General features: G+C 70.6%; 11 protein-coding genes. 4 read left to right on the forward strand and 7 right to left on the reverse strand.

Annotated features, from left to right (window positions below; translation table 11 throughout):
* Positions 1-107: 107 nt before the first annotated feature.
* Genes AB0C76_RS15480 through AB0C76_RS15490 form a run of 3 tightly spaced genes read right to left on the reverse strand, consistent with a single transcriptional unit; the run spans position 108 to position 7,515 of the window.
* Entirely contained in the window at positions 108-2,945 is a 2,838-nt protein-coding gene (locus tag AB0C76_RS15480; RefSeq protein WP_359964705.1) for an RNaseH domain-containing protein, read from the reverse strand.
* The gene (locus AB0C76_RS15485) at positions 2,942-6,319 is read right to left on the reverse strand and encodes a hypothetical protein (protein ID WP_359964707.1); all 3,378 of its coding nucleotides are present in this window, start codon (positions 6,317-6,319) and stop codon (positions 2,942-2,944) included. Before AB0C76_RS15485 ends, AB0C76_RS15480 begins: the two co-directional genes overlap by 4 nt.
* A gap of 2 nt (positions 6,320-6,321) precedes the next feature.
* On the reverse strand, positions 6,322-7,515 hold the full coding sequence (locus AB0C76_RS15490) for a hypothetical protein (RefSeq protein ID WP_359964709.1): 1,194 nt from the start codon (positions 7,513-7,515) through the stop codon (positions 6,322-6,324).
* A 560-nt stretch (positions 7,516-8,075) separates the two neighbouring features.
* On the opposite strand from AB0C76_RS15490, the gene AB0C76_RS15495 reads away from it, so the two are divergent.
* Complete coding sequence (locus AB0C76_RS15495; RefSeq protein ID WP_359964710.1) at positions 8,076-8,513, forward strand: glutaredoxin domain-containing protein; 438 nt, start codon at positions 8,076-8,078, stop codon at positions 8,511-8,513.
* A 228-nt stretch (positions 8,514-8,741) separates the two neighbouring features.
* Positions 8,742-9,818 carry a hypothetical protein gene (locus AB0C76_RS15500; RefSeq protein WP_359964712.1) on the forward strand — a complete coding sequence of 359 codons (1,077 nt, stop codon included), beginning with the start codon at positions 8,742-8,744 and terminating at the stop codon, positions 9,816-9,818.
* Between the two features lie 123 nt (positions 9,819-9,941).
* Here the strand turns inward: AB0C76_RS15500 and AB0C76_RS15505 are convergent, their stop codons facing one another.
* The 3 genes from AB0C76_RS15505 to AB0C76_RS15515 form a co-directional block, all read right to left on the reverse strand.
* Entirely contained in the window at positions 9,942-13,751 is a 3,810-nt protein-coding gene (locus AB0C76_RS15505; RefSeq protein ID WP_359964714.1) for a DUF4365 domain-containing protein, read from the reverse strand.
* Positions 13,752-13,992: 241 nt separating this feature from the next.
* Positions 13,993-14,172 (reverse strand): hypothetical protein, encoded by a 180-nt coding sequence (locus AB0C76_RS15510; RefSeq protein ID WP_359964716.1) that lies wholly within the window; start codon positions 14,170-14,172, stop codon positions 13,993-13,995.
* Between the two features lie 170 nt (positions 14,173-14,342).
* Positions 14,343-14,705 carry a hypothetical protein gene (locus AB0C76_RS15515; RefSeq protein WP_359964718.1) on the reverse strand — a complete coding sequence of 121 codons (363 nt, stop codon included), beginning with the start codon at positions 14,703-14,705 and terminating at the stop codon, positions 14,343-14,345.
* 9 nt (positions 14,706-14,714) lie between these two features.
* Between AB0C76_RS15515 and AB0C76_RS15520 the strand changes: the two genes are divergently transcribed.
* Positions 14,715-17,489 carry a hypothetical protein gene (locus tag AB0C76_RS15520; RefSeq protein WP_359964720.1) on the forward strand — a complete coding sequence of 925 codons (2,775 nt, stop codon included), beginning with the start codon at positions 14,715-14,717 and terminating at the stop codon, positions 17,487-17,489.
* Between the two features lie 79 nt (positions 17,490-17,568).
* The gene (locus tag AB0C76_RS15525) at positions 17,569-19,593 is read left to right on the forward strand and encodes a hypothetical protein (RefSeq protein ID WP_359964722.1); all 2,025 of its coding nucleotides are present in this window, start codon (positions 17,569-17,571) and stop codon (positions 19,591-19,593) included.
* A 559-nt stretch (positions 19,594-20,152) separates the two neighbouring features.
* Here AB0C76_RS15525 and AB0C76_RS15530 read toward each other — a convergent pair.
* Entirely contained in the window at positions 20,153-21,700 is a 1,548-nt protein-coding gene (locus tag AB0C76_RS15530) for a DUF3732 domain-containing protein (protein ID WP_359964724.1), read from the reverse strand.
* Positions 21,701-21,895 lie beyond the last annotated feature (195 nt).

Genomic DNA, 21,895 nt, shown 5'->3' on the forward strand with positions numbered 1-21,895 from the left:
AGCTCCTTGGATTGCCTCACCCGACCATACTTCGTCCGCCCGAACGGCCTGCCCCAAGCACCCGGGCACACGGCGAAGAGCGGAACTTCGCCCGGGCCCGGCCCCCTTCAGGGGATGTACTCCTCCATGAGCTTGCCCAGGTGCAGGATCATCGGCAGCCGCGTCGCCTTGCTGGTGTGGGTGTGGAAACGGCGCAGCGTCTGGACGTACAGCGCCAGCTGGTCCGGGTCGTCGCCGTCCTGGAGGAAGGATGCGTGGATGTGCAGTGAGGTGGGGTTCTGCCCGTTCTTGTGGTCGTTGCCCGGCCCGGACAGCTTGCTCACGCCCTTGGGCAGCTGGCTGGTGTCGGGGCGGGGGTTGATGGCCAGGTACCCGCGATCGTTCCACCGCGCGACACCGGAGAACCGCCCCCATCCGTAAGGCAGTTCGGGCAGCACAGCGACCGGCTCCGCCTGCGCGGCATCACCGCCGCCGGTACCGCTTACGCCGTCGCCAGCTGCGCCTTGGCCGTGGGCAGCTGGCAGGTGGGACTCCGCCTGGTCCTGCTTGTCGCCGGCATCCTCGATGTCGGTTTCAGGCTCGGCCGCTTCCGGGGCCGGACCGATGCCGAAGCCGTGGGGCAGCTCGTCGTTGTCGTCGTTGATCCGCACAATGCGCAGGCCCGGCAGGCTTGCGGGTGTGCGGGGGACAGGCACCGTGTCGGGGTCGGTGAGCGATACCCCTGGCCACACGAGTGCGTCGGGGGTGATGTGCTGGTTGGACAGCCAGGGCCAGAAACCCTTGTTGCGCAACGTCGCGGCGCGGGCGATGAAGAGCCGGTCGTGGGTGTCGTCCTCGGCGAGTGCGCCGCGCAGGAAGCGGGCCAGTGCTTCCTGGTCGGTCCGCTTCACCTTCCCGCGGCCCTCGGCCAGCGCCGCGGGAAGCAGTTCGAGGGGGATCTCCGGTTCGACGGGGTGGTTCTGGCTGGGGATCAGCTGACCGGTCGCGGTGCCGTCGGTACGCATCCGCAGCAGCATCGGAACGAAGTGAGGACCCGCGTGGGCCAGCCACAGCGCGGACACCTCCAGCGGCGCTGCGCCGAACAGCGGCGGGAGTGCGGGGAGGCGGCCCAGCTGACGCAGCAGGTCCAGCACCGCGGCGGTGATGCGCTCGATGTCCTGCTTGCGTACCTCGGTGTCCTCGAACGGGTGCAGGCCGGTGCTCTTCGCGTCCGGGTTCGGGTCCCGGTTGACGGGCTTGATGATCTGGACCAGCCGGTTGCAGCGGGGCGGCAGGGCGTTCTTCAGCGGCTTCTTCGGGTCCTCCAGCCGGGCGGCCTTGTAGTAGCCCGGGCCCTCCAGCTCGATGAGGCAGCCGATCATGTGGTCCTCGGGGGGGAACGCGTCCTGCCACCGCCCGGTGCGGTCCTCGAGGGCGGCCTGGCGGGCCCGGCGGCGCTTGTCCGGGTCGCTGTCGGTGGCCCTGGGCCAGCCGGCCAGCAGCAGCCCGGGCTTGACTAGGCGCAGCCGGACACTGAACTCGTCACTGCGGTAGCAGCGTACGACCGCGTCGCCGTCGTGGACGGTGGTGGTGTGCTCCAGGCCCAGGATCCGGGTGAGCACGAGATGGAGGGCGTCGGCGGTGCGCGGGGTGGCGTGCAACAGTTCGATCGGGTACTCGACGCCCGCCGGTGTGTGCTTCTTCGGCAGCCGCCGCGAGCGCGGCTTCACCTCCGCCGCTGGGGGGATCGGCACGAGGTGGTGCTCTTCAAGGACCGGGGCCAGGGCTTCGAAGACGGTGAGGTGGTCGATCGGCTGGAAGCCGGTGCCGGTGGGATGCCCACCGGTCTCCCGCGCCCCGTCGTCGTTGTTGTCCTCGTCGTCGTTGAAGTAGTTGTAGCCGGTGCTGTGCTGCAGGAACGCCCGGGGCTTGGGCGTTTGGTCGCCCTCGGCCTCGCCCGGGGAGGCGTAGCGGGCCGGGTCCTTGCGGACCTGGTCGGGCAGCGGGAACAGGTCGGGGCTGGGCAGCCGGGACAGGATCTGGGGCAGGCCGGGCTTCCACGTCCACCGCATCTCGTCCTTGACGCCGGTCACGGTGACCGGGGCGCGCAGCAGCGTGTCCCGCTCGGTGCCGCGCAGCACGCCGCTCGGCGCGTACAGCAGCATGGTGGCGGTGGCGGGCTCGTACTGGCTGCGCCGCGGGATGTAGGCGGGCTGGGTGGCGGCCATACGCGCGATGTGCGGGACCACCCGCAGCAGCAGCCGCCTATCGTGGGGGAGTGTCACCACGTTGAAGCGCAGGTAGTGGGTGCTGTAACCCTGCTCGCCGCCTCGCGAGAGGCGGGTCGGCGGCCACAGGAACACCGACCGGTCACCGTCGGACGAGGCCGGGCCCATGATCCACGAGGATCCCTGGTCGGTGTCGCGGCCGCCCAGCCGGCGGCCTCGGTCGACCCAGTCGGCGGCAAGGAACGTCGCCAGCATCTTGTAGGCGGCCTCGCTGGGCTCGGCAGTGCCGTTCGGTCGCACGCCGCGCTCGAGCAGGTCGGGCCGGGCCGGCTTCCACTGCAGCTTCAACGCCTCGCCGATGACCTCGCCCCATGGGATGTCGGCCTGGTGGGGGGTGACGTGCCCGCAGACCCAGGCCTCCAGCGCGAGCGCCACCACGGTGGTGTCGGCAAGCGGGCGCACCGCGCGCAGCCAGGTGCCGGCGCGCAGGTCGGTGGAGACGGCCAGCAGCTGCGGCTCCAGCTCCAGCAGCAGTTCCGTGAGCGCCCACGTCGGCAGGCGGTCCTTGTGGCGCGCTTTCGGATTGGAGGCCCAGGCCCGCTCCAGGCGGGGGAGCAGGTCGGTGGGGAATGCCGCGCTGTGCAGCTCGCACGGCCACCACTCGTCCGGTTTCGCGGCGAACAGCGGGAACTGGATCCCGCTGAAGGAGATTCTGGGTCGCTTCGGTCGCTCGGTCATCGGCCCCAGTCCATGGTCTCGAAGAGGTTGTCCAACAGGCCCCAGGTCGCACTCGCGATCTCGTGCTCGAGCCGCCGCCCAGGCAGCGCGCCCGGCTCCGGGGGATCGAGCAGGCGGGCGACCAGCTGTCGGCCGGCGACCAGCACGCTGGTGCGGTCGGTGTCCTCGGCGCTCTCGCGCAAGTTGGCGGCCCGGGGCGCGAACGCGGCGTCGATGAGGTAGATCCTCGTTGGCACGTTGCCGCGGATCGTGCGTCCGAGCGTCTGGTACAGCTGCACCATCAGGTCGCTGACGAACGCCCGCCGAAGGTCGATGCGGGCAAGGCGGGAGAAGAACAGCGGCTGCCCCATCAAGGTCAGCCACAGGCCGCGGGCATCGGCGCGCAGCAGCCGGGCGTGCTCGCTCAGGTCCACACCCGGCACCGTGCCGTCCACCGGGTCCAGCAGCCGCTGCATCGCGTACTGGTTGAGCACGGCGAGCGGGAACGACAGGTCGTCGGCGGGCGGGTGCAGCCGCGCGAGGTAGAACAGGGCGCCGAACGCCGCCACCCCCCGCTCGTTGAGGACGTTGTGGCCGCGCTGCAGCGACCCCTCCGGGGCGAGCATGACGTCGGCACCCGTCGCGGCGAAGCGACCGATCCGCCGGTAGGCCAGCCCGTACCGGCCAGGGGCCTGGGAGTCGGGGGTCACATGGCGGGCCGTCAGACGGGTCTTGAGGTTCATGTGCAGTGCGCACGCGGCCGCGTCCTTGCCGCTGAGCGTGACGAACGCGAGCCGCTGCCGGTCGGAATCCAGCCGATCACGCACCTGGTCGACCAGGGACCTGGAGGCACCGGGCGCGGGGTTGCAGATCGCGTCCAGGACGGCGCGCAGAGCGTCCTCACGCTGTTGGCGGCCACCGGCGCCGGACACGAAGATGCCCTTGTGGTCGCCGGGCCGGTACTGCGGGCGAAACAGCATCCGGCTCTGACGCAGCGCCTGCGCGCACGGCTCGGGTTCGCGCAGGATCAGCTGCGGAGTGATGGCCACGTGGTAGCGCGCCGAGCCGGGCATCCAGCTCGTGGCGGAGGTGAGCACCACGTTGGGGCCCTCGATGCCCTCGCATGCCAGCAGGTCGTGCAGGTGGTAGAGCAGCCAGCGGCCCACCCCGCGCAGCCACAGGATCTCCAGCGAACCGCTGGTGTCGTCCCGGTTCGGTTTCCACTGCAGGGCCAGCATGTTGCCCATGGCCTGCTCGGGCACGAGCATCTGCAGGTCGGGTGGCGGTTGGTGCTTGAAGAAGCTGTCGGCCGCCTCCATCGGCATCTGCTGTTGGACCGCGGGCAGCAGCGAGTTGGCGCCGAAGAAGCTCGTGGTGATCCGCGCCGACCAGATGCCGGCCGTGAGCAGCCGTACCAGCTGCGGCAGCATCTGCTCCACCCAGCCGCTGACGTTCCCGCCCTTGTCCTTCGGCGCGTGTTCGAGCAGCCAACCCTCGGCCGCTTCCTTCTCGGACCACTCGGTGTCGTAGCCGGCCGTCATCGCGGTCAGCAGGCGGTCCAGGTGCCCAGGAGGCGCCTTGAATGGATCCCGGGCCAACGGCGCGAGGAACTCGTCGAAGAACTGATCTGCGGCCTCTTCCTCCTTTGCCTGGTCGGGGCGCTCCTGCAAGGTGGTGATCCCGTGCAAGGACCGGGCCAGCCGGTTCAGCAGCGAGAACCCGCTGAACGGGCCCTCCGCGACGATCTCCGACAGCAGGTCCTCGCCGCCCCGGCCGTTCCTGCCGCCCCCGCCCTTGTTCCGGCTCTTGTTCCTCTTGTCCGGTGGGGTTACCAGCAGCGGATAGAGGCCAGCCAGCGCCTGGTAGTGCCGCAGCATGTAGCCCTGGTAGCGGCGTACATCGGGGTGGATGAGCGGCTGGTGCCAGGCGGCGTCGAGACTGTCATGGCAGGCGATCGCCGTGCGGGCGCTCCAGCCGCCGGGAAAGGTGAGTGGCTCCTGCAGCATGAACCGCTGGTCGAAATCGCCCATCACCTTGTCGGCCTCGTCGACCAGCAGCAGGCCCAGCTCGTGCTGGATCGCCTCGATCTGCCGCGCCCGGTAGGAGGAGCCCTCCATCCGGCTGCTCACCAGACCGGAGGAGGTCATCACCCACACCTGCGCGTCCGGGACCGCGCGCGCCGCGGCCTGCTGCGGGCACACGTGCGTCAACGGGCAGTCGTGCAGCTCGCGTTTGTTCGGCAGCTTCAGCCGCCCGCGGCAGGGGAAGTCCTCCTCCCGCAACGGCGCGTCACCGCGCCCGGCACCGGTACGCAGCGGCTCGAGCAGGCACATCGACGTGGTGAACTCCGCCGCCGGATCCAGCTCCGGGCCGGGCAGCGCGTGCCCGGCGTCCACGTCGTACAGCTCGTCGCGCCAGTAGCTCTCCACGTGGCGTTCGCGGGTGGTGCGGCCGATCAGCGGGACCGCGCGGATCCCCAGCGCGCGCAGGAACCGCACCTTGGCCAGCGCGGCGCTGATCGAGGGCATCACGTAGCCCACCCGCAGTCCGCGCTGGACACCGATGAACGCCAGCCCGTCCAGCAGGGTGCTCTTGCCCGCGTTCATCAGCCCGACCGTGTGGGCGATCCCGTCGATGGTGAACACGCCCAGGCCATCGACGAGCCGCCCGGCCCCCTGGTCGACGCGCGAGAACGTCATGTTCCCAAAGCGCCGCTCGAAGTCGCGGTCACTGATCTGCGGGTGTGACTCCAGGGCCCGGTCCATCTCCTTGAAGGCCTGCGCCAGATCGTCGCGGGTGATCGGGAACGGCTCCCGGACACGGCTGGTGCGCGCAGCGAGTCGCGCGGTCGGCAGGGCGACCTGGATCCAGGACGGGATCCGCAGGCTCTCAATGGCGCCGTCGCGCCGTTTGAAGAAGCACTCGGCGCCCGGCGGCACCGGTTCGTGGGCCGGCTCGATGTCGTAGGCAACCGCGTCGGCGAGCGCAGCCCGGTAGACGCCTTCTCGCTGCGGAAGGTGCGGCGAAGGGTACCGCTCGAAGAGGGTGCCGTTGAGGACCCGATGCCCGGGCGGGCCGGCGGTGGTGAACATCCGCAGCTCGACCGGGACCTTGCGGTACTCGTTCAGCCGCTCGCGCCACTGGCCGCCGCGTGCCGCGTTGCCCATCCGAAGCCGTACCCGCCGAGCGACCTCCAAGCCCGTCGGCCCCAGGTCCGCGTAGTGGTTGAGCGCCGTCCACAGTGCGCCGACCGGCTGCCCGGGCAGGTGCTGCTCCAGGTAGAACAGACCGAGCTCGAGTTGGCAGAACTCCGCCGGCGACAGGTCACCCAGCCGCGCGTCCAGGCCGGTCTGCTGGAGGTCGGTGACCAGGTCCTCGTACCATTGCGAGCCCATCCTCACCACGGTGTGCCTCCAAGAGACCGAGCGCGGGCCTTCGCGACGAAGTCGCCCTCGGAGATGACCCGGACGCCGTCGCTGCGGCCCTGCATCTCCCGCTTGAGGTCATCGACATAGTGCTTCTGCTCGAACCGGTGCTGAGGAAGGATCAAGAACCGGTGCCGTGCCCTCATGCGCTGGTTCCATTTGAACGAGCGCCCCAGCAGCGTCGCGCTCGTGCAGTCCTTGGCGTCCCCGGCCCACCACTCCGACCGCTCCGGATCATCCGGCGCGCCCGGATCGGGGAACTCCACGGCGACGTCACAGGCGTCCATGCCCGGCCACTTGTGAAGCCGGGCCCGGCCTTCCGGCTGATGCCCGAGCGCATCGAACAGGCGCTTCTCCACCAAGCCCGGATCGTGCATACAGACCCGCACGCCGCGGTGCTGCACGTAATAGCCCTCCAGTACCTTGAGCTGCCTGATGACCGGAACCCCGGTACAGCCGGGCGTCCCGCACACCTCAACGCCCTCGTGCATGGGGTTGCCGCAGTCGCTGCAGACCCGGCAGGACGCCGGTCCGCCGGTCTTGCGGTACTGGTAGGCGGCGCCGAAGAAGTCCCGCACGTACAGGCGACCGTGACGGTCCGTCTCCTTGAACCGCCCCGTGAGTCTGTTCAGGTCGAGGTCGGACACCACCGGGTTCTCGATCAGGAACAGCCGCAGCGCCACGTAGGCCTGTTGGACCTCCTGCTCCGTGCGCCCGTGCATCTCCGCCGTGGCCAGCAGTTTGGCGAACGCCTGGTTCTCCGTGAGCTCCGCCTCGGCGTCCGACCTGGGCGCGAGCCGGGCCGCCTCATCCGCGAACGCCGACAGCTCTTCGCCGTCGATCAACAGGCTCTCTGCGTCGCTGTCGGAGACATCCAGCCGAACAGGCCAGCCCCCCAGCGGTAGCCGACACCACGCGAACACCTCCAGGTCGCTGACCGGCGGATTGCTGCCCTGCTCCAGCGCACGCCACCACAACCGGGTCACACCCGCGCGCCATGCCTGCGGGAGCAGGCCGGTCGTGGGCTCCGCCCCCTCACGGACGCGCTGGCGCTCCCACAAGATCCGCGCCAGGCCAGCTGCCAGCAGTTTCAACGTCATGTAGTCGTCGGCCATGCTGCTGCCGACCTCGGCCAGCCGCTCGTGGGCTGCCTGGTGCACCGTCACCCGCGCACCGTACACACGCACTTACGAACAGCAACGTTTCTGCTGGTCATGGTTCACGCTTTGGGGTGTCGAGACATGAAGGTGCGGCCATGAGCAAGGCGAGCGTGGTAGGGCGACGATGTCGGGGCGGCCCGCTTGGCGAGAAGGGGCGGTCGCTGTGGCGAGTCGCCGAGCAGCACCTGGCACAGGTCCTCGACTGAGAAGCGCTGTAGCTGTGACAGGAAGTCCTCGGGTGGCTGCCTGCGTGCGCCATGCGCGCATCCTGGACGCCAGTTACCAGGCCAACCTGTTCCTGAGCCCGATCTCCACCCCCGGACCGCTCGACTTTCCCGGCATCCGCCAGCCTGCCTCGATGGCGCCACCGCAGGGCAACACCGGCCGCCCACACAGCAGACCGGACAGAACCAGGGCACCCGCCCGTTACCCGGTGGTCCGAACCGGTCCGACCAGCACGGCGCGGCAGTCGTCCTGGAACGCACCGCACGAGGCGTTCCAGCTGCCAGGCATCTGGCCGGGGCCGTCTGGGCGCCGGTGCCGCGGGGTTGGTATCGTCCGCGTCCATGATCCGTGCATGGGCGCCGTCCGCGCTGATCGCGCTCACCGGCGCGATCGTCGCTGCTTGGCTGACCGCCTCGGGCCACGCCGGATTCGCCGCAGTTCTCCTAGCGGTGTACCTCGCGCTCGCCGCCGCGGTCTCGCCACTGATCTTCCCACGGTCCGTCAACAACGCGGAGGCCCGACGCCGGGCCGAGGCAGACGGACGCCCCGTCATCTTCTGGCGGCCCGGCTGCGCCTACTGCATGCGACTGCGCATGCGCCTGGGCCGCGACGCCCGCCGCGCCCACTGGGTGAACATCTGGCGCGATGCAGACGCGACAGCGACGGTGCGGGAGGCGAACGACGGCAACGAGACGGTGCCGACGGTTGTCCTGGCGGGCCGCTCGTACACCAATCCCGACCCTGCGTGGCTGCGCGAACAGCTCCGCTTCCTTCCCTGACCTCCATCGTCAGCCCGGCACTCCCGGGCAACGCGTGCGGGTACCGCGAGCGCCGGGGAACGGACTCGGCGATGATGACGCTCGCGCCCCGGCGGACAGTACTTTCGGCTCCACCGCGGTGGGGAACCTGCATCACGGTCTCCCCACACCGCCCAGGACGAGCTTCCGCGACCCACGACTTCGAGGAGACGGCCGCGAGGGCACGACCGAGGTGGAACACTGCGGGTGGTGACCTCTGAAGACTTGGGTGACGTCCCGAAGCCCCGCGTTCGGCGCCGCCAGACGCGCGAAGACCAGGGCTACGCCTGGAACATCGACGAGCCGCGGAGCTACTCCCATCCCAGCCGCGCAGTCGAGCAGCCGGGCGGCGACGTGCGGTTCCCGCCCGTCGAGAACGGGATCGACTACCTCCTCAGCGTGATGGAATCCCTGGCGAAGGACGACGGGTCGGAGGCGACTGCCCGGGAGCTCAAGTACGGTGTCCTTCATCTCCAGGCAGCCGCGGAAGTCCTGCTCAAGGCGAGGCTGCAGCGCGAGCACTGGACTCTCGTGCTCCAGAAGCTCGACCAGAGGGCGACCCGCGCCAGGTTCGTGGCGGGAGACTTCGTCAGCTGCGGTTCCGATGAAGCCGTGGTCCGCTTGCGCGACATTGTCGGCCTGGATATCAGCAAGGACGACCAGGACGCGCTCAAGGCCTTGGCAACCGCTCGCAACGCGCTCCAGCACTACGGCCTGGCCTCCACCGCGGCTGACGTCGAGCTCACGGCCATGAACGCGCTGGACTTCCTGATTCGCTTCCTCGACCAACACCTCCTTCCTGCACTGCCCGAGACGGAGCAGCAGGCCGTGCGGAACGACGTGGAGACCATCCGGATGGGACTCGCCAAGATCAAGGCGTTCGTCACTCGCCGGATGGACCGGGTGCGCCAAGAGCTCTCAGACTTCCGCGACCGCACCCTCGAATGCCTGCGCTGCCGTCAGATGGCACTCCTGGTCGACGGTGGGTCAGCCACCTGCTACTTCTGCTCGCGTACCGGTGGGAGCGGGAACGCCACCCTCGACTACGTGTTCCACGTGCAGGGTCTGTGGTGGGGGATGGACGAACACGACCCCGTGGGGCCCTGCCCGCACTGCGGACACGATGCGCTCGTCTTCGGGGCCAAGACCGTGGCCACGGGAGAGGAGTCAGTCGACTTCTGCTTCGACTGCTCAACCACAACAACTCGGCGCGCGGCCGCGGCCGACGCGCCCACGTCCGAGAACGCTGCCAGCAACGGGGCTCCCGGGCCGACAACGGGACGATAGACGGCGACGGAGTCGCCGTCTGACAGCCGCACCGATCAGGTCCTGCGGCTGATCACCGTCGCCTGACAGCTCATCACGCGAGCTGTGTCCCGGCTCGTGTATCCGGGTGTCCGGAAGCCCGCGTCAGGGACCTTGGACCAGACGCCCGATCAGGTCCGCGACAAATTCCGCGGGGAGGCCTGGCAGGTGTCCTGCCGCGGTCGCGGCTTCCAGTTCACGGGTGACGGCCTCCCGCCACAGGTAGGCCGGCAGGTTCCGCGCCTGGGCGGCTCCCGCGCTCGCCTCGGCAAGCGATGGTGCACTGCCGGGGCCCGCCTCGATGACGGCGATGGCCAGGAGCTGCGCGACGAGCGTCGCCGGGTCGGACGCGACCGCTGCGCCGAGGGAGGCGAGGTACAGCCAGGACGCGAGTTGCTGCGGCGCGTGGGTGACCACTTGGTTCGCGATCGTCGCCCAGGTCTCGACGGCGGCCGGGGGGTGCCAGGCCGCGGGGCGGGTCAGTGCGGTGGCGACCGCCGCCGGGAGCCATTTGTCGGCCTCGGCCTGGGCGAGGAGCGGTGCCTGGTCGTGGGGCAGGTCGACGACGTACCCGGCGAGCCACAGGGCGTCGTCCGCGTTCCTGGTGTCCGGGGTGCGTTGCTCGGCGGTCAGGACGTGGGTGAGCGCGCGGGTGCCGAAGGCGGGGACGCCTACGGAGCGGGCGGCCTCCCGGAGGTACAGGTCGTCGCTCCACAGCGGCAGTGAGGTGGTGATGGCGAGCTCGAGCGGCGCGGCCCATGCGCCGTCGAGGTCCGAGTCCAGACCGTCGACGGTGCCGGCCGCGGGTGGGGCGCCCGCGAGCGCGCCCTGCGCCGCCGAGAGCGTGGTCACCGTCTTGAGCGTGGTCGTGCGTGCGGCTTTGAGCAGCGCGGACATCAGGGCGGACAGGTGGTTGCGGGCGTCATCGGTCAGGACGGTGACCTGGACCGCGGTGCCGTCCGAGGACAGGCCGGCGGTGAAGGAGGAAGCCTGGAGCCGCTGGACCGCGTGCTGCGTCAAGAGGAGGTCGTCCATACACACCTGAGGCATGGCGACGGCGGAGAACTGGGCGAACAACGAGTCCCAGCGGCCCGGTAGGAGGCTGGCGACGTACAACGCGCTGGGGTCGACGACGACCGGGCCGTCCAAGGCCGCGGCCGCGGCGTCCCGCTCCGACGCGGTGACCGTCGGGTCGGTGCTGCAGGCGGGAATGAGGCCGGCGCCGCGCTGCACCAAGGAGAGCATGTAGGGGCGCTGGATGGTGCTCGCGATCAGCCCGAGCGCCGCGTCGCCGTCGCGGACGGCCTGGCAGATCTCCTCGTGGGTCTCATTCAGGTCGGCCTGGCCGGACAGGATCGCCCGCAAGGCGGCCGGGCCGGGGTTCCCGGTCACGGTCCTCGGGCTGTCCTCGGGATGGCGCTCCTGGAAGTCGGCGGTCGCCCCGGCGGCGCGGGAACGCAGCTCGTTGAGCTCGTCCGGCGAGGGATGGGGCGCCCACGGGGAGCCGAAGCGTGCGCTGTCGGGATCGTGCGCAACGGCCAGGGCCAGGTCGACGGCGTTCAGCGCGCGGGCGACGACCAGGCCGTCGTCGGCGAACCGGTCGCACAGGTCAAGCATCGCGTTAGCGCCGCGCGGCGTCCACGGTTGCCGGGCCGTCAGCGGGATCCAGATCAGGGCCTCCATCCGCTGCGCGGGCGCGACCTGGTACCGCTCGCACACCTTCCACGCCTCGTCCCACAGGCGCAGGTTGTACAGCGCGCCGATCCGGCACCACACGAAGTCGTCGGTCAGCGGCTCGACGCCGGCCAGAGCCGCAGGCCCGGCGTCGGGGTGGGCGCGGGCGATCTCGTCCAGGCCGCTCAGCGCGTGCTCGGCGGCACCACTCCAGTCGGCCTCCGTGTTGGCCTGGCGGATCAGGTCGCGCAGAAGCCGCAGCCGGATCTGGTGGGGTGTGCTGGGCCGGGTGAGCAGCCGCAATGCCTGGGCGCGGGCGGCCTGGTGGTCGTTCGCGCGGCGCAGCACGTCGAGCGCGGCCAGTTCCAGGTGCGGGTCGGAAAGGCGAGCGGCGCCCTCCTGCAGGATGGCCGCGGCCTGCTCCGGGTTGCCGTCGGCTTCCGTGATGTCGGCCAGGCACAGCACCGCGTGCACGCTGGAACGCAGGTACGGGCGCAGGAACCGCGCCGCGCCGGCCGAGTCGCCGCGGCGGTGGGCCTTGGCTGCCATCACCGCGTAGACGTCCTCGCGCACCGTGCCGGCGGCCCGCAACTCCTCCAGCTCCGCCACCGGCCACTGGCCCAGGTCGGTCAACTGCTGCACGGCCACGAATCGCAGCTCGTCCGTGGTCGCCGCCCGCAGCGCCTCCTGCCACACCGGGACCTGTTCCTCGACCGGTGCGCCGGTGGCCGTGACCCGCAGGGCGGCCAGCTCCGGCCCGTGCACCGGGGAGGTCGTGGTCGAGCGCTCCGTGAGCGTGTCGCCGAGTTCGATCCGGCCGTCGCGGTAGGCGATGCGGGCGGCGAGCGCGGCCAGGTGCGGCGCCACCGCCTCCCGCTCGGTGGCCTCCCCGTCGGGCTCGGGCAGGGCAACAGCCAGGGCTGCGTCGACGTCCGGGAGCAGGATCCGCGCGCGCAGCAGCACCTCGGCGGCCACCTCGCTGGGACCGGCCCAGCGACGGCGGTCCGCCCGCGCTTCCTCCGCCAGCCGCACCGCGCGCCGCACATCGGCGTCGCGACTGGCCGAGGCATGGGTGTTGAGCCGCTCCAGCAGGACCTGGGCCACGTGGACCTGAGCCGTCGCGCTGCCCGGACACAGATCCAGCGCGGCCTGGTAGTGCTCCAGCGCCTCGTCCAGGTCCTGGCGGCGGCGGGCCTGCTCGCCCAGGAACAGCCGCGCGGTCGCGTTCCCCTCCCAGCCCGCTGCGGTCTGCGGGGAGAGCTCCGCAGGGACGGGAACCGGCCCCGGCCTGCCGGCGTGGTCCAGCACGGCCAGCCCGACGGCGGCCAGCACCCGCCCCTCGTCCGACTCGCGCACCGCCTCCAGCGACGTCCGCGCCCGCTGGGGATCACTCACCATCTCGAACAACCCGGCGATCGCCCGCCAGCGGTCCCCCGGGGCCGCCCCGGCATCGACTGCGCGCCGGCACGCCTCCGCGGCCCGGTCCGGCAGCGTGTGCTCGTTGGCGTAGCCGCCGACCGCGAGCCACACCTCGCCCTGGTCCGGACCCTTCCACACCGTCGACTTGTTCGTGTGGCCGGACAACCACCGGGGAGTCCGATCGAGCAGCAGCTCACACGCGGCGTCCGGGGTGTCGCGCATCTGAGCCAGCGTCGCGGCCAGCCGCTCGACGGGGCGGCGCGCCTTGAGGTCGGGGCCGGGGACGCCGGCGTGCAGGCGGGCGAGCGGTCCGACTGCCTCCCGCGGCAGCATGCCCAGGTCGTCGTAGAAGCTGGTGAGGGCACGGTCCCCACGCGGGCGCGGCTCGTCGACCAGCGCGGAGAGCGCAGCCAGGGACCCGTCGCCGAGCACCTGCTCGCGGGGCACCTCGATCTTCCAACCCTCGCCGGTCGAGCGGACCGTGTCGGCGGTGACGGCCTGCCAATACGCAGTCCGGCTCTCCAGATCGACCAGGACGATGATCACGGGGAGGTCATGGTTGAGCCAGTACTGCCGGTACTTGTCCCCGAAAGGAAACCACCAGCCGTTCCCGGACGGGCTTCCGAAGAACGAGGGGCCGGTCTTGACCTGCGCGGCGATGTGCCGCCCGGTTCCCTGACCGTGAGTGGCCACCTCGACGTAGAAGTCGACGCCGACGTCGGTGTCCTTGATCTCCCTCGGGACCCAGTAGGCCTCAAGGAACAGCTCCTCGACGAGGGTAGCCCCCCGGCGGCCGGTGATCTCTGTGGTGGCGACGTCCATCCCGCCAGTCTTCCATCCAGGAACGACAGTTCACAGGTCGGAGAGTGTCGTCGGCGATCAGCCACGGTTGACGCTCGGCGTTTCCCTGGTTCAGGCGTCGCGAGATCGGCGTGCGCCCGACAGCGCTGAAGGCGGGCCCAGGGCCGGTGGGGGAAATGTTCAGCACCGTGGCCGGCACCGGTCGAAGGGGGCTGCTCAACCGGATCGAGCAGCCCCTTCCGTTTCGGTACCGGCGTCCGGATCAGCGGGTGTGCTTGCGCCGCAGCAGGAGCGCGAGGACCTGGCGAGCGTCCCGACGCCGTTGCGGGCTGCGGGCGAGGACCGACACGGCCGCGAGCGACAGTACCGCGACGGCCTGGACGGTGCGGGTGATGCTGACGAGCGCGGCACCGGAGGTGAGCAGAGTGGGCAGCGCGTTCATGGCTGCGTCCTCCTTCGTTTCTGGCCCGGCTCCTGTTTGCCGGGCATGGCTTGAACCTCCGGTGTCCGGTGGGTTTCCGGCGATCTCCCGCCCCCGGCGGATGCGATGACTACGCTGGCCAACGCGATGTGGACGGCCTTCCGGAGGGTTCTGGCCGCCACTCGACCCACTCAGGAGGTGGCAGTGGCGGAGCCCGGTCCGGCCATGAAGAAGTTCAGCGGGGCCTTGAAGGCTCTGTGGGACGCGGCCGGTGTCTCCCACCGCATGTTCACCGCGGAGTCGAGCAAGGTGAAGATCCCTTTCGCTCCAGCGTCGGGGCCAGGGCCCTTCCCGAACTGTTCGACGCGGCCGCTCAGGCCTGCGGTCAGCGGGGGCAGCGCCTTCTTCTGGTAGTCGACGGCCTGGACGAGGACGGCCTGGACAAGGACCGCAGCATCGCGGCGCTGCTGCCGAAGAGCCCGCCGGCCGGGATGCTCGTCGTGGTCGCCGGTCGCCCAAATCCGCCGCTGCCGAGTGATGTCCCCGCCGACCATCCCCTACACATGCCCGGTGTCGTCCGGGCACTCAAGCCGTCCCCCGATGCGAAGGTCATGAGCGTCATGGCCGAACGGGACCTGCACGAGCCGTTGCAGGACCAGGTCGGCAGCGGCCTCCTGGCCGTGGTCACCGTGGCCCGGGGCGGGCTGACCGGCCGCGACCTGGCCGAGCTGACCGGCGTCCGGCCGCATGACATCGACATGAGGTTGCACCGGATCACCGGCCGCGGCCTGTTGCCCGAGAAGAGCGGATACACGGCCGCGCCGGACGCGGACATCCGCCGGTACATCCTCGGACACGACGAGCTCTACCGGACCGCGCGCGCCAAGCTGGGCAAGACCGCGACGGACGAGGCCGAACAGCGACTCCACCACTGGGCCGGGACATACCAAGAGGCAGGCTGGCCTGCGGACACCCCGGACTACCTGCTGTACACCTACCCAGTGCTGCTCACCCGCACGGGCGAGCAGCACCGGCTGTCCGACCTCGTGCTGGACCCCCGCCGACAGGCCGCACTCGTGCACCGATCGTCCGCGGATGCCGCGCTGAGCCAACTGGAACCGGCCCGCCGAGAGATCGTGCACAGCGGCGCTCCCGACCTCGGCACCCTGGCTGCGCTCGCGGCCTCCCGGGAGATGCTCACCGAAGGCGCCCGTGCTCTGCCCCCGAGCCTGGCCGAGGCCCTCGCCCGGCTCGGCCACGCGGATCGAGCGATCGAGGTCGCTCGCGCGACTGCCTTCCCGGCCGAAAAGGCCCGTCGACTCGCCACGCTCGCCGGCGTCCTGGCAGAGACCGGACACCCGTACGCCCTGCGGGTCGCCCAGGAGGCCGCGGCGTGGGCCGCCCAGGCCCGCACCGAAGCAGAGAGCGGAGACGAGTACGACGCCGAGGTCGCCACGGGCGAGGCCGCGGTCGCCCTGGTCCAGGCCGGCCAGGATGAGGGCCTCGACCTCCTGGCAACGCTGCGCCCGCCCTCGTGGTCCGGGGACGAGACCCTGCCATGCGTGATGCTTGCCCGGGCAGCGCTCGCCATCCGGCCGCGTTCAGCCGATCGAGCTGAGGCACTGCTCGACCAGGCGGAAAACAGCGTCGACCGGATCGAGGCGCCCGCAGATCCCGCCTCGTTGGTCACGGCGTGGGCGGCGATCGCCGACGCGGCGAGCCCAGCGCGAGCGGCCCGGGCGTACGCCCGGATCCTAGAACATGTCGATACGTTCCCGCCGGGGCTCACCGGCGCCTACGTGCGCGCCTCGGCCGCCTCCGCACTTGCCGATGGCCGCCCCGAGGCGGCCGCCGAACTCGCCGGCCAAGCGGCACAGCAGGTCACGGAGGCGATGGCGGCTCCAGAACCACCCACAGGCAAGCGGCCTGATCAGTGGGACCTGGAGAACGCGCTGCTCGCCTCGGTCCGGGCGCTGGTCAACCTCGGCGCGGTCGAACAGGCCACCTCCCTCATCGAATCCATTCCGGAGGCGCTGCGCCGCAGTGTCCGAGGCGAGGACATCCGCGTAGCAGCTCTCACGCTCCTCGAGGCTCCGCGGACTGCCGAGGAAGCAGCCCAGCAGGCCGCCACTCTGGCCCTCCAGGGCCAGGGTGAGGAGGCGGAGCGTCAACTCGCCGAGGCCATCGACACGGCCCCGCTGTATGTTGCCAGTCCGCGAGAGGCCCACGTGGAGTTCCTCGCCAGGGCCCTTGCCCTCACCGGGCAGTTCGCCGACGCCGAAGCGCTGGCCGCGGGCATGGCCGATGGACCGCGACAGGTCCGAGCTTGGGCGGCCCTCGCGCTGCAGGCGGCAGCCGCAGGCTGCCTCCCCGAGGCGAACAGGCTGGCACACCAGGCGGCCGACCGCTCGCGGGACCTGCCGGGCGCCGGGAACTTCTCACTCCTCGCCGGTGCCCCGGGCAGCCGGGTGGCCGCCGCGCAGGCATCGGCAGCCCAGGCACTCGCCCGCGCCGGCGACCGGGACGCCGCCCTCGCGCTCGCCGAAGAGATCGCCCAGGTGAACGCCTCCGCCGGCTCTCAAGCGTTCATTGCCGTAGCAGCAGGCCTGCGCTTCCACGACGCAGCCACGGCCGTGCGACTCGTGGACCGTGAGCGGGAGCGGCTGACGTCCAACCCGAAGCAGTCCAACGCCCACGTCTACGAGTTGGTGGAACTCCTGACAGCGATTGCCGGTGCCGACGAGCCGTGCACCGCCCGGATCGAACAGGCCATCGACGATGCTTGCGCGGCGTCGGGCATCGCCGCGCTGGAACCCGAGGACAAACTGGTGATCTCCGTCTTGGAGGCCCGCAACCAACGGGAAAACGCCCTGGCACTGCTCGCACGGGCGGAGCGATCGTTGACGGCCGCTCCGCCGGGGTACATGGAGCCGGGAGCCTTCGCCGTCGGCTACGCCGTCTTCGGCGACTACGACGCAGCCCGGCGCGCCGCGCTCGACAACCCCGCTCCGCTCGGCAAGGCCATCGCGCTCGCTGCCGTGGCGGACTACCTGACTGGGAACGAGCCCGGCCACCGCTCAACGTCACAGTCGGCCAATGACGCCCTCGGGCAGACCCTCCGCTCCCTGGCACTGCTGGTCGCTCCACCCGACGCCGACGGGATGCCCGAGACAGCCGCGGACCTCGTCCGCGAAGCCCTGGCGGACGACGGCTGGTACCACGCACTGCCGGCGCTGGCCCGCATCGCTCCCGAAGCGGTCGAGCGCGTGCGCGACGTCGTATTCGCCCACCGCCAACTACCCAGCACGCTCCGTACTGCTGATGTCCCGTCAACGTGACTCCCGGGCCGCACAGCCAGTGCAGGGCGGTCCGGGGCGACCACGGCAAGCCAGGCGGTGCAGGCAGTAGGGTGCCCAAATGCGCTACACGGTCTGGGATACCGAGACGATCCAGGTGTTCGGCAGCGCCGGCCTGACACGGCAACAGCGAACCCTCGTGGAGGAACTGCTGCGAGCCCTGGAAGCGGGCAGCCCGCTCACCCACCATGCCGCCGGACTGGGAAGCGCGGTCCTCGCCCTCGCTCGCGCACACCAGGCCGTGCTCAGCCATGCCGACACCGGACAGCCGAACTACAAGCTCGCGAAACTCCTCGTGGACAGTTCCATCCTCGACGTCCGGGCTGCCGTGGACGCCTACCGGATGACACCGGCGGGGACGGTCGCCATCGCCGATGCGGAAGTGGCGCTTGTAGCCGCGCAGAACATCCTGGGACCGAACACGGATGCTGGTGCTGTACGCGCCGCCGCCATCGACATCGAGGGGCAGATCGCTCCGGCGACGGCAGCCGTGGGCGAGCTGGTGGATCTGCTCTGGGCGGGGACCCCCGTACCGGAGGCGGTGGCAGCGCAGGCCTCGGCGGAGATCGCTGTCCTGACGGCGCTGCACGACCGCGACGGCTTCGCCCTGCACACCGACCTCCTTCGCGCGCTGCGTGGCGGCGGTCTGACCGCAGCAACGCTCAAGGACCTGCTCTGGCCTGCCAGCAGTGCCTTCCGGATCGTGTTCTCCGTCCATGGCGCACGAACCCTCGGGCATCTCGACCAGCTCCTTCCCGGTGCCGAGCAGTGGCCGATCTCCAAGGGCCTGCTCACCGGGCTCCCCGCCAGTCCCGGCATGCGAACCATGGTCAAGACCGCTCAAAGCGTCGAGGGGCCGGGAGTGCTCGTGCTGGTGCCTGTCGGCGCCTGCGACAGCGAGAGCGCCACCCGGACGGCACGCAGGCGCCTGAGTGAGAGCCTGGATCAGTACGTCGCCGGCCAGAGGCTGCTGCGACTGACGATCGGCGACCTGTCCGTCGCGTTCACCCCCACCGCAGTGGTCGGATCCGATGTCCGCGCCGGAGGAGCCAAGCAGGCCCGCCCGCTGACCATGAACTGGTCAGCCTCCCTGCGTCCGGCGCTGCGGATGGCGAACCTCGCAACCCGCCTGGACGCCCCGCTGGCGAGCACGGCCCTGTGCTGGAGCGCTCTCAACTCCATCGGAGTCGAGACCGTGGACCACCGCCGGCAGGTGGCCCGAGCGGCGGCCCTTCACAGTGTGCGCCAACAGGTTGTCTTCCTGTTCAAGACCATCGCCAATGAGGCCACTGCGCTTCTCGAGCACGCCGACTGGCTTGTGGACCGAAGGACCGCGAAGCTGAAGGTGACGGAGCGGGCTCTGGACCGGACAGGGCAGAGCACGGCCCCGCGGGCTCAGGAGGCCGCCACCCACCTCGCCGCCAAAGCCGTACAGCAGCGCGGCGACGTGGAAGCGGCATACGTGCTGCGCGATGACCTGTGCCGACGACTTGAACCAGCGGTCCAGACCGTTCAGAAGACCCTCCTGGGCGGCGGAGCCCCGGGCCATCCACGGCACCTCTCCAGCTGGCAACTGGACGTGAACGGCTTCCTCGACGCGCTGCTTCCGTTGACCGGATCCGAATCGGACCCGGTCCGGCGCGGCCATGACGCGATCCGCGTCCTGGCACAGCATGACGACGGCCTCGCTCGCACACACCTGAAGACGTGGTCCACCCGGCTTGGCAGTCCCAAAGCCCTCAAGGAGTGGATGGAGCGGCAGGAGCAGGTCTACTTCGCCCTGCTCACCTGGATGTACGCGATGCGCAACATGGCCATCCACAGTGGCACGTTCACTGCCACCGCGGACGAGCTGACCGCGCACGCCGCCCGCACCGTGGTCGACATGGTGCTGGAGATCATCGGCAACTGGCACGCAGGCGAGCATGCCTCGGGCAGCCCTGAGAGCGAAGCGCTCGCGGTCATTCGGGAACTCGCGGCTCGCCAACAAGGCCTGGTCCAGTCGCTGCACCTGGCTGCGTCGTGCCGCCCGTTGAACGTCGCCACGATCACTGGTCCCGCCAGTGACGCCTGGAACCGGCCCTAACCCTCCAGGGCCCGTGGCGCGGAGGACAGCAGGTGACCGCTGCCACGGTACGCACTCGACGAGTCCCAGCCGGCTCCGCTCTCCACGGGACCGTGTCCAGACGGCACCCGCCGCCGGGCGGGAGGCCACGAGGCCCACGCTTCCGTCGACGTGCGCGACGACGTCCAACTGACGTAACGTCATACCCTCGTTCTCACCGATGGGAACTACCTCTCCAGGGGAGGTGGAAATCCACCGCATCGGAGGACCGTCGCAGTGCCTCCTCTGCGACTCTCCTGGTCTCGGAGAGTATGTCGCCGCGCTCGCGCACCAACTGGGCGTAGATCGGCGCATCGGTCTGCTCGGATGCGTTCAACGTGGGCAGGGCTCTCTCGTGAGGTCGGCTCCGGCTCGCACGCAGGTTGCCGGAGGGGGTCGCGAGTCTACGGCTCCGTCAGCCAGCCCGACTGCCACGCATTGGAGGTCGAACCGTCGCCCTGTGCGTCATCCGGCAAGGGGGCGCTGCCGTGCAGCAGTGCATCAGGGCGGAGCGGGAACTGCAGACAGGCAGGCTGCAGAACTACTCGTCTTCGTCGTCGGTCGTCTCGGTGATCCACTCCGGTGGGACGAGGGCCCGGTTGTTGCTGTAGCGCCGGCGTTCGACGACGTGGTCATGGAAGAGCGGGCCGGCCAGGTCGGCGTGCTCGACGACGATGACCTGGAGCGCGCCGCCGAGTGCCTGGACGGTGTCGTTGATGGTCCGGTAGACGTTCAGCAGGTGGCTGAGGTCGGTGCCTTGAGGGGTGGCCTCGCCGGTGTAGTCGGGCGGGAAGTACACCTGGGACGGCTGGTCGAGGATCAGCGTCCGCGGGACGGGTCCGCGGTGCTCGCTGAACCATTCGTGCAGGCTCAGCAGTGTGGCGACGTGGTAGCCGAGGTGGTTCTCGGCGCTGCCCATGTCGGCGAGCCGGACGGGGCCGTCGGCCGTGTCGGCGACGACGGGCAGCCGGTTGACGTCGAGGCGGATGGGCGAGTCCGAGTGGTCGAGCTCGAGTGCGGTGGCCTTGGTGCGGATGTTCTGGCTGATCAGGGACAGGTAGCTGGTGAGCCGGTCGTCCTGGGTGTCGTCGCTCAGGAGCTCCTCCAGGTCGGCGATCTGCCGCTGGAGGTCGTCGCGGCGGTCTTCGACCTGCGGGGCACTCACATGCTGGGCGGTGGTGTCGAGGTAGAGGCTGATGCGGCCGCGCACATGGGCGGCGCGCTGCGCCTGGTCCGGCTCCTGCTGCAGCGCGCGCAGCCCGGCGCTGATCTCGTCCTGGCTGCGGGAGAGCGCGGCACGCAGCTGCTGCAGCTGCTCCTCCTCCTGGGCCATCTGGCGCTGCAGGGCGGGTGTGTCGCTGCCGATGACCTGCAGATCGCCGTCGAGGCGTTCGAGGTCGCGCATGATCGTCGCCACCGTGGTGTTGGCCGAGGCGATCGGGCTGTCACACACCGGGCGCTGCGCCACCTGGGAGGTGTCCGGGGACAACCGCATCAACCCGAGGGACGCGAGACGCCGGCGCTGCTCTCTTGCCTTCCCTGCGAAGTCGTCGTTCTCCTCGACCGCGCGCTTGAGGTCGGCGATGCGGGCTCGGGACTGCCCGACGGCGCGGCGCAGTTGAGCACGCCGGCCGATCGCGGCGGCCAGCGGGTAGCTGTCGTTCTCCGATCGGGGTTCCGGCTCCAGCCGGATGCTGCCCTCCAGGGCGAACCGCAGAAGGCCAAGGACCTCTTCCGCCGTCGGCTCGCTGTCGCGGTGCAGCAGAAGCCCTGCCTCGACCGCCTCGGTGAGCAGCGCTCGGGCCTGGCCGGAAGCCGGGCCGAGGTCGCGGGCCTGGGCGAGCTTGGACTCGAGGTCGGAAAGGTCCCGGCGCAGGAGTCGCAGCCGGTTGCGTAGCGCCGCCTGTTCGGGGTCGACGGCGCCGAGGAAGTACGGGATCACACCGCGGATGGTGTTCGGGCGCCACTCCTCGCCTTGGGAGTGGAACAGCAGGTCGGGCTTGGCGACTTCGTTCTGCGCCTGGAAGCAGAAGTACAGTGCGTGGCGGATCGACGGAGCGATGGTCTGGGCGCGTGCGACTGCGGACACCTTGACGGTGCGGTCGATGCCGCAGAAGTCGCTGAGGATGTCCTTGGCGACGTCCAGGGGCGTCGCGAAGTTCAGCCCGGATGGACGGCTGGAGGGCCATGACCGCGGCGGTCACCGCGACCGGAAGCGGGCAGGCGGACAGGTACCGCTTCTCGTGGCCCGGCACGACCCGGACGCACACGAGCGCGGTGAAGG

This window comes from Kitasatospora sp. NPDC048722, assembly GCF_040650235.1.
Taxonomy (GTDB): domain Bacteria; phylum Actinomycetota; class Actinomycetes; order Streptomycetales; family Streptomycetaceae; genus Kitasatospora.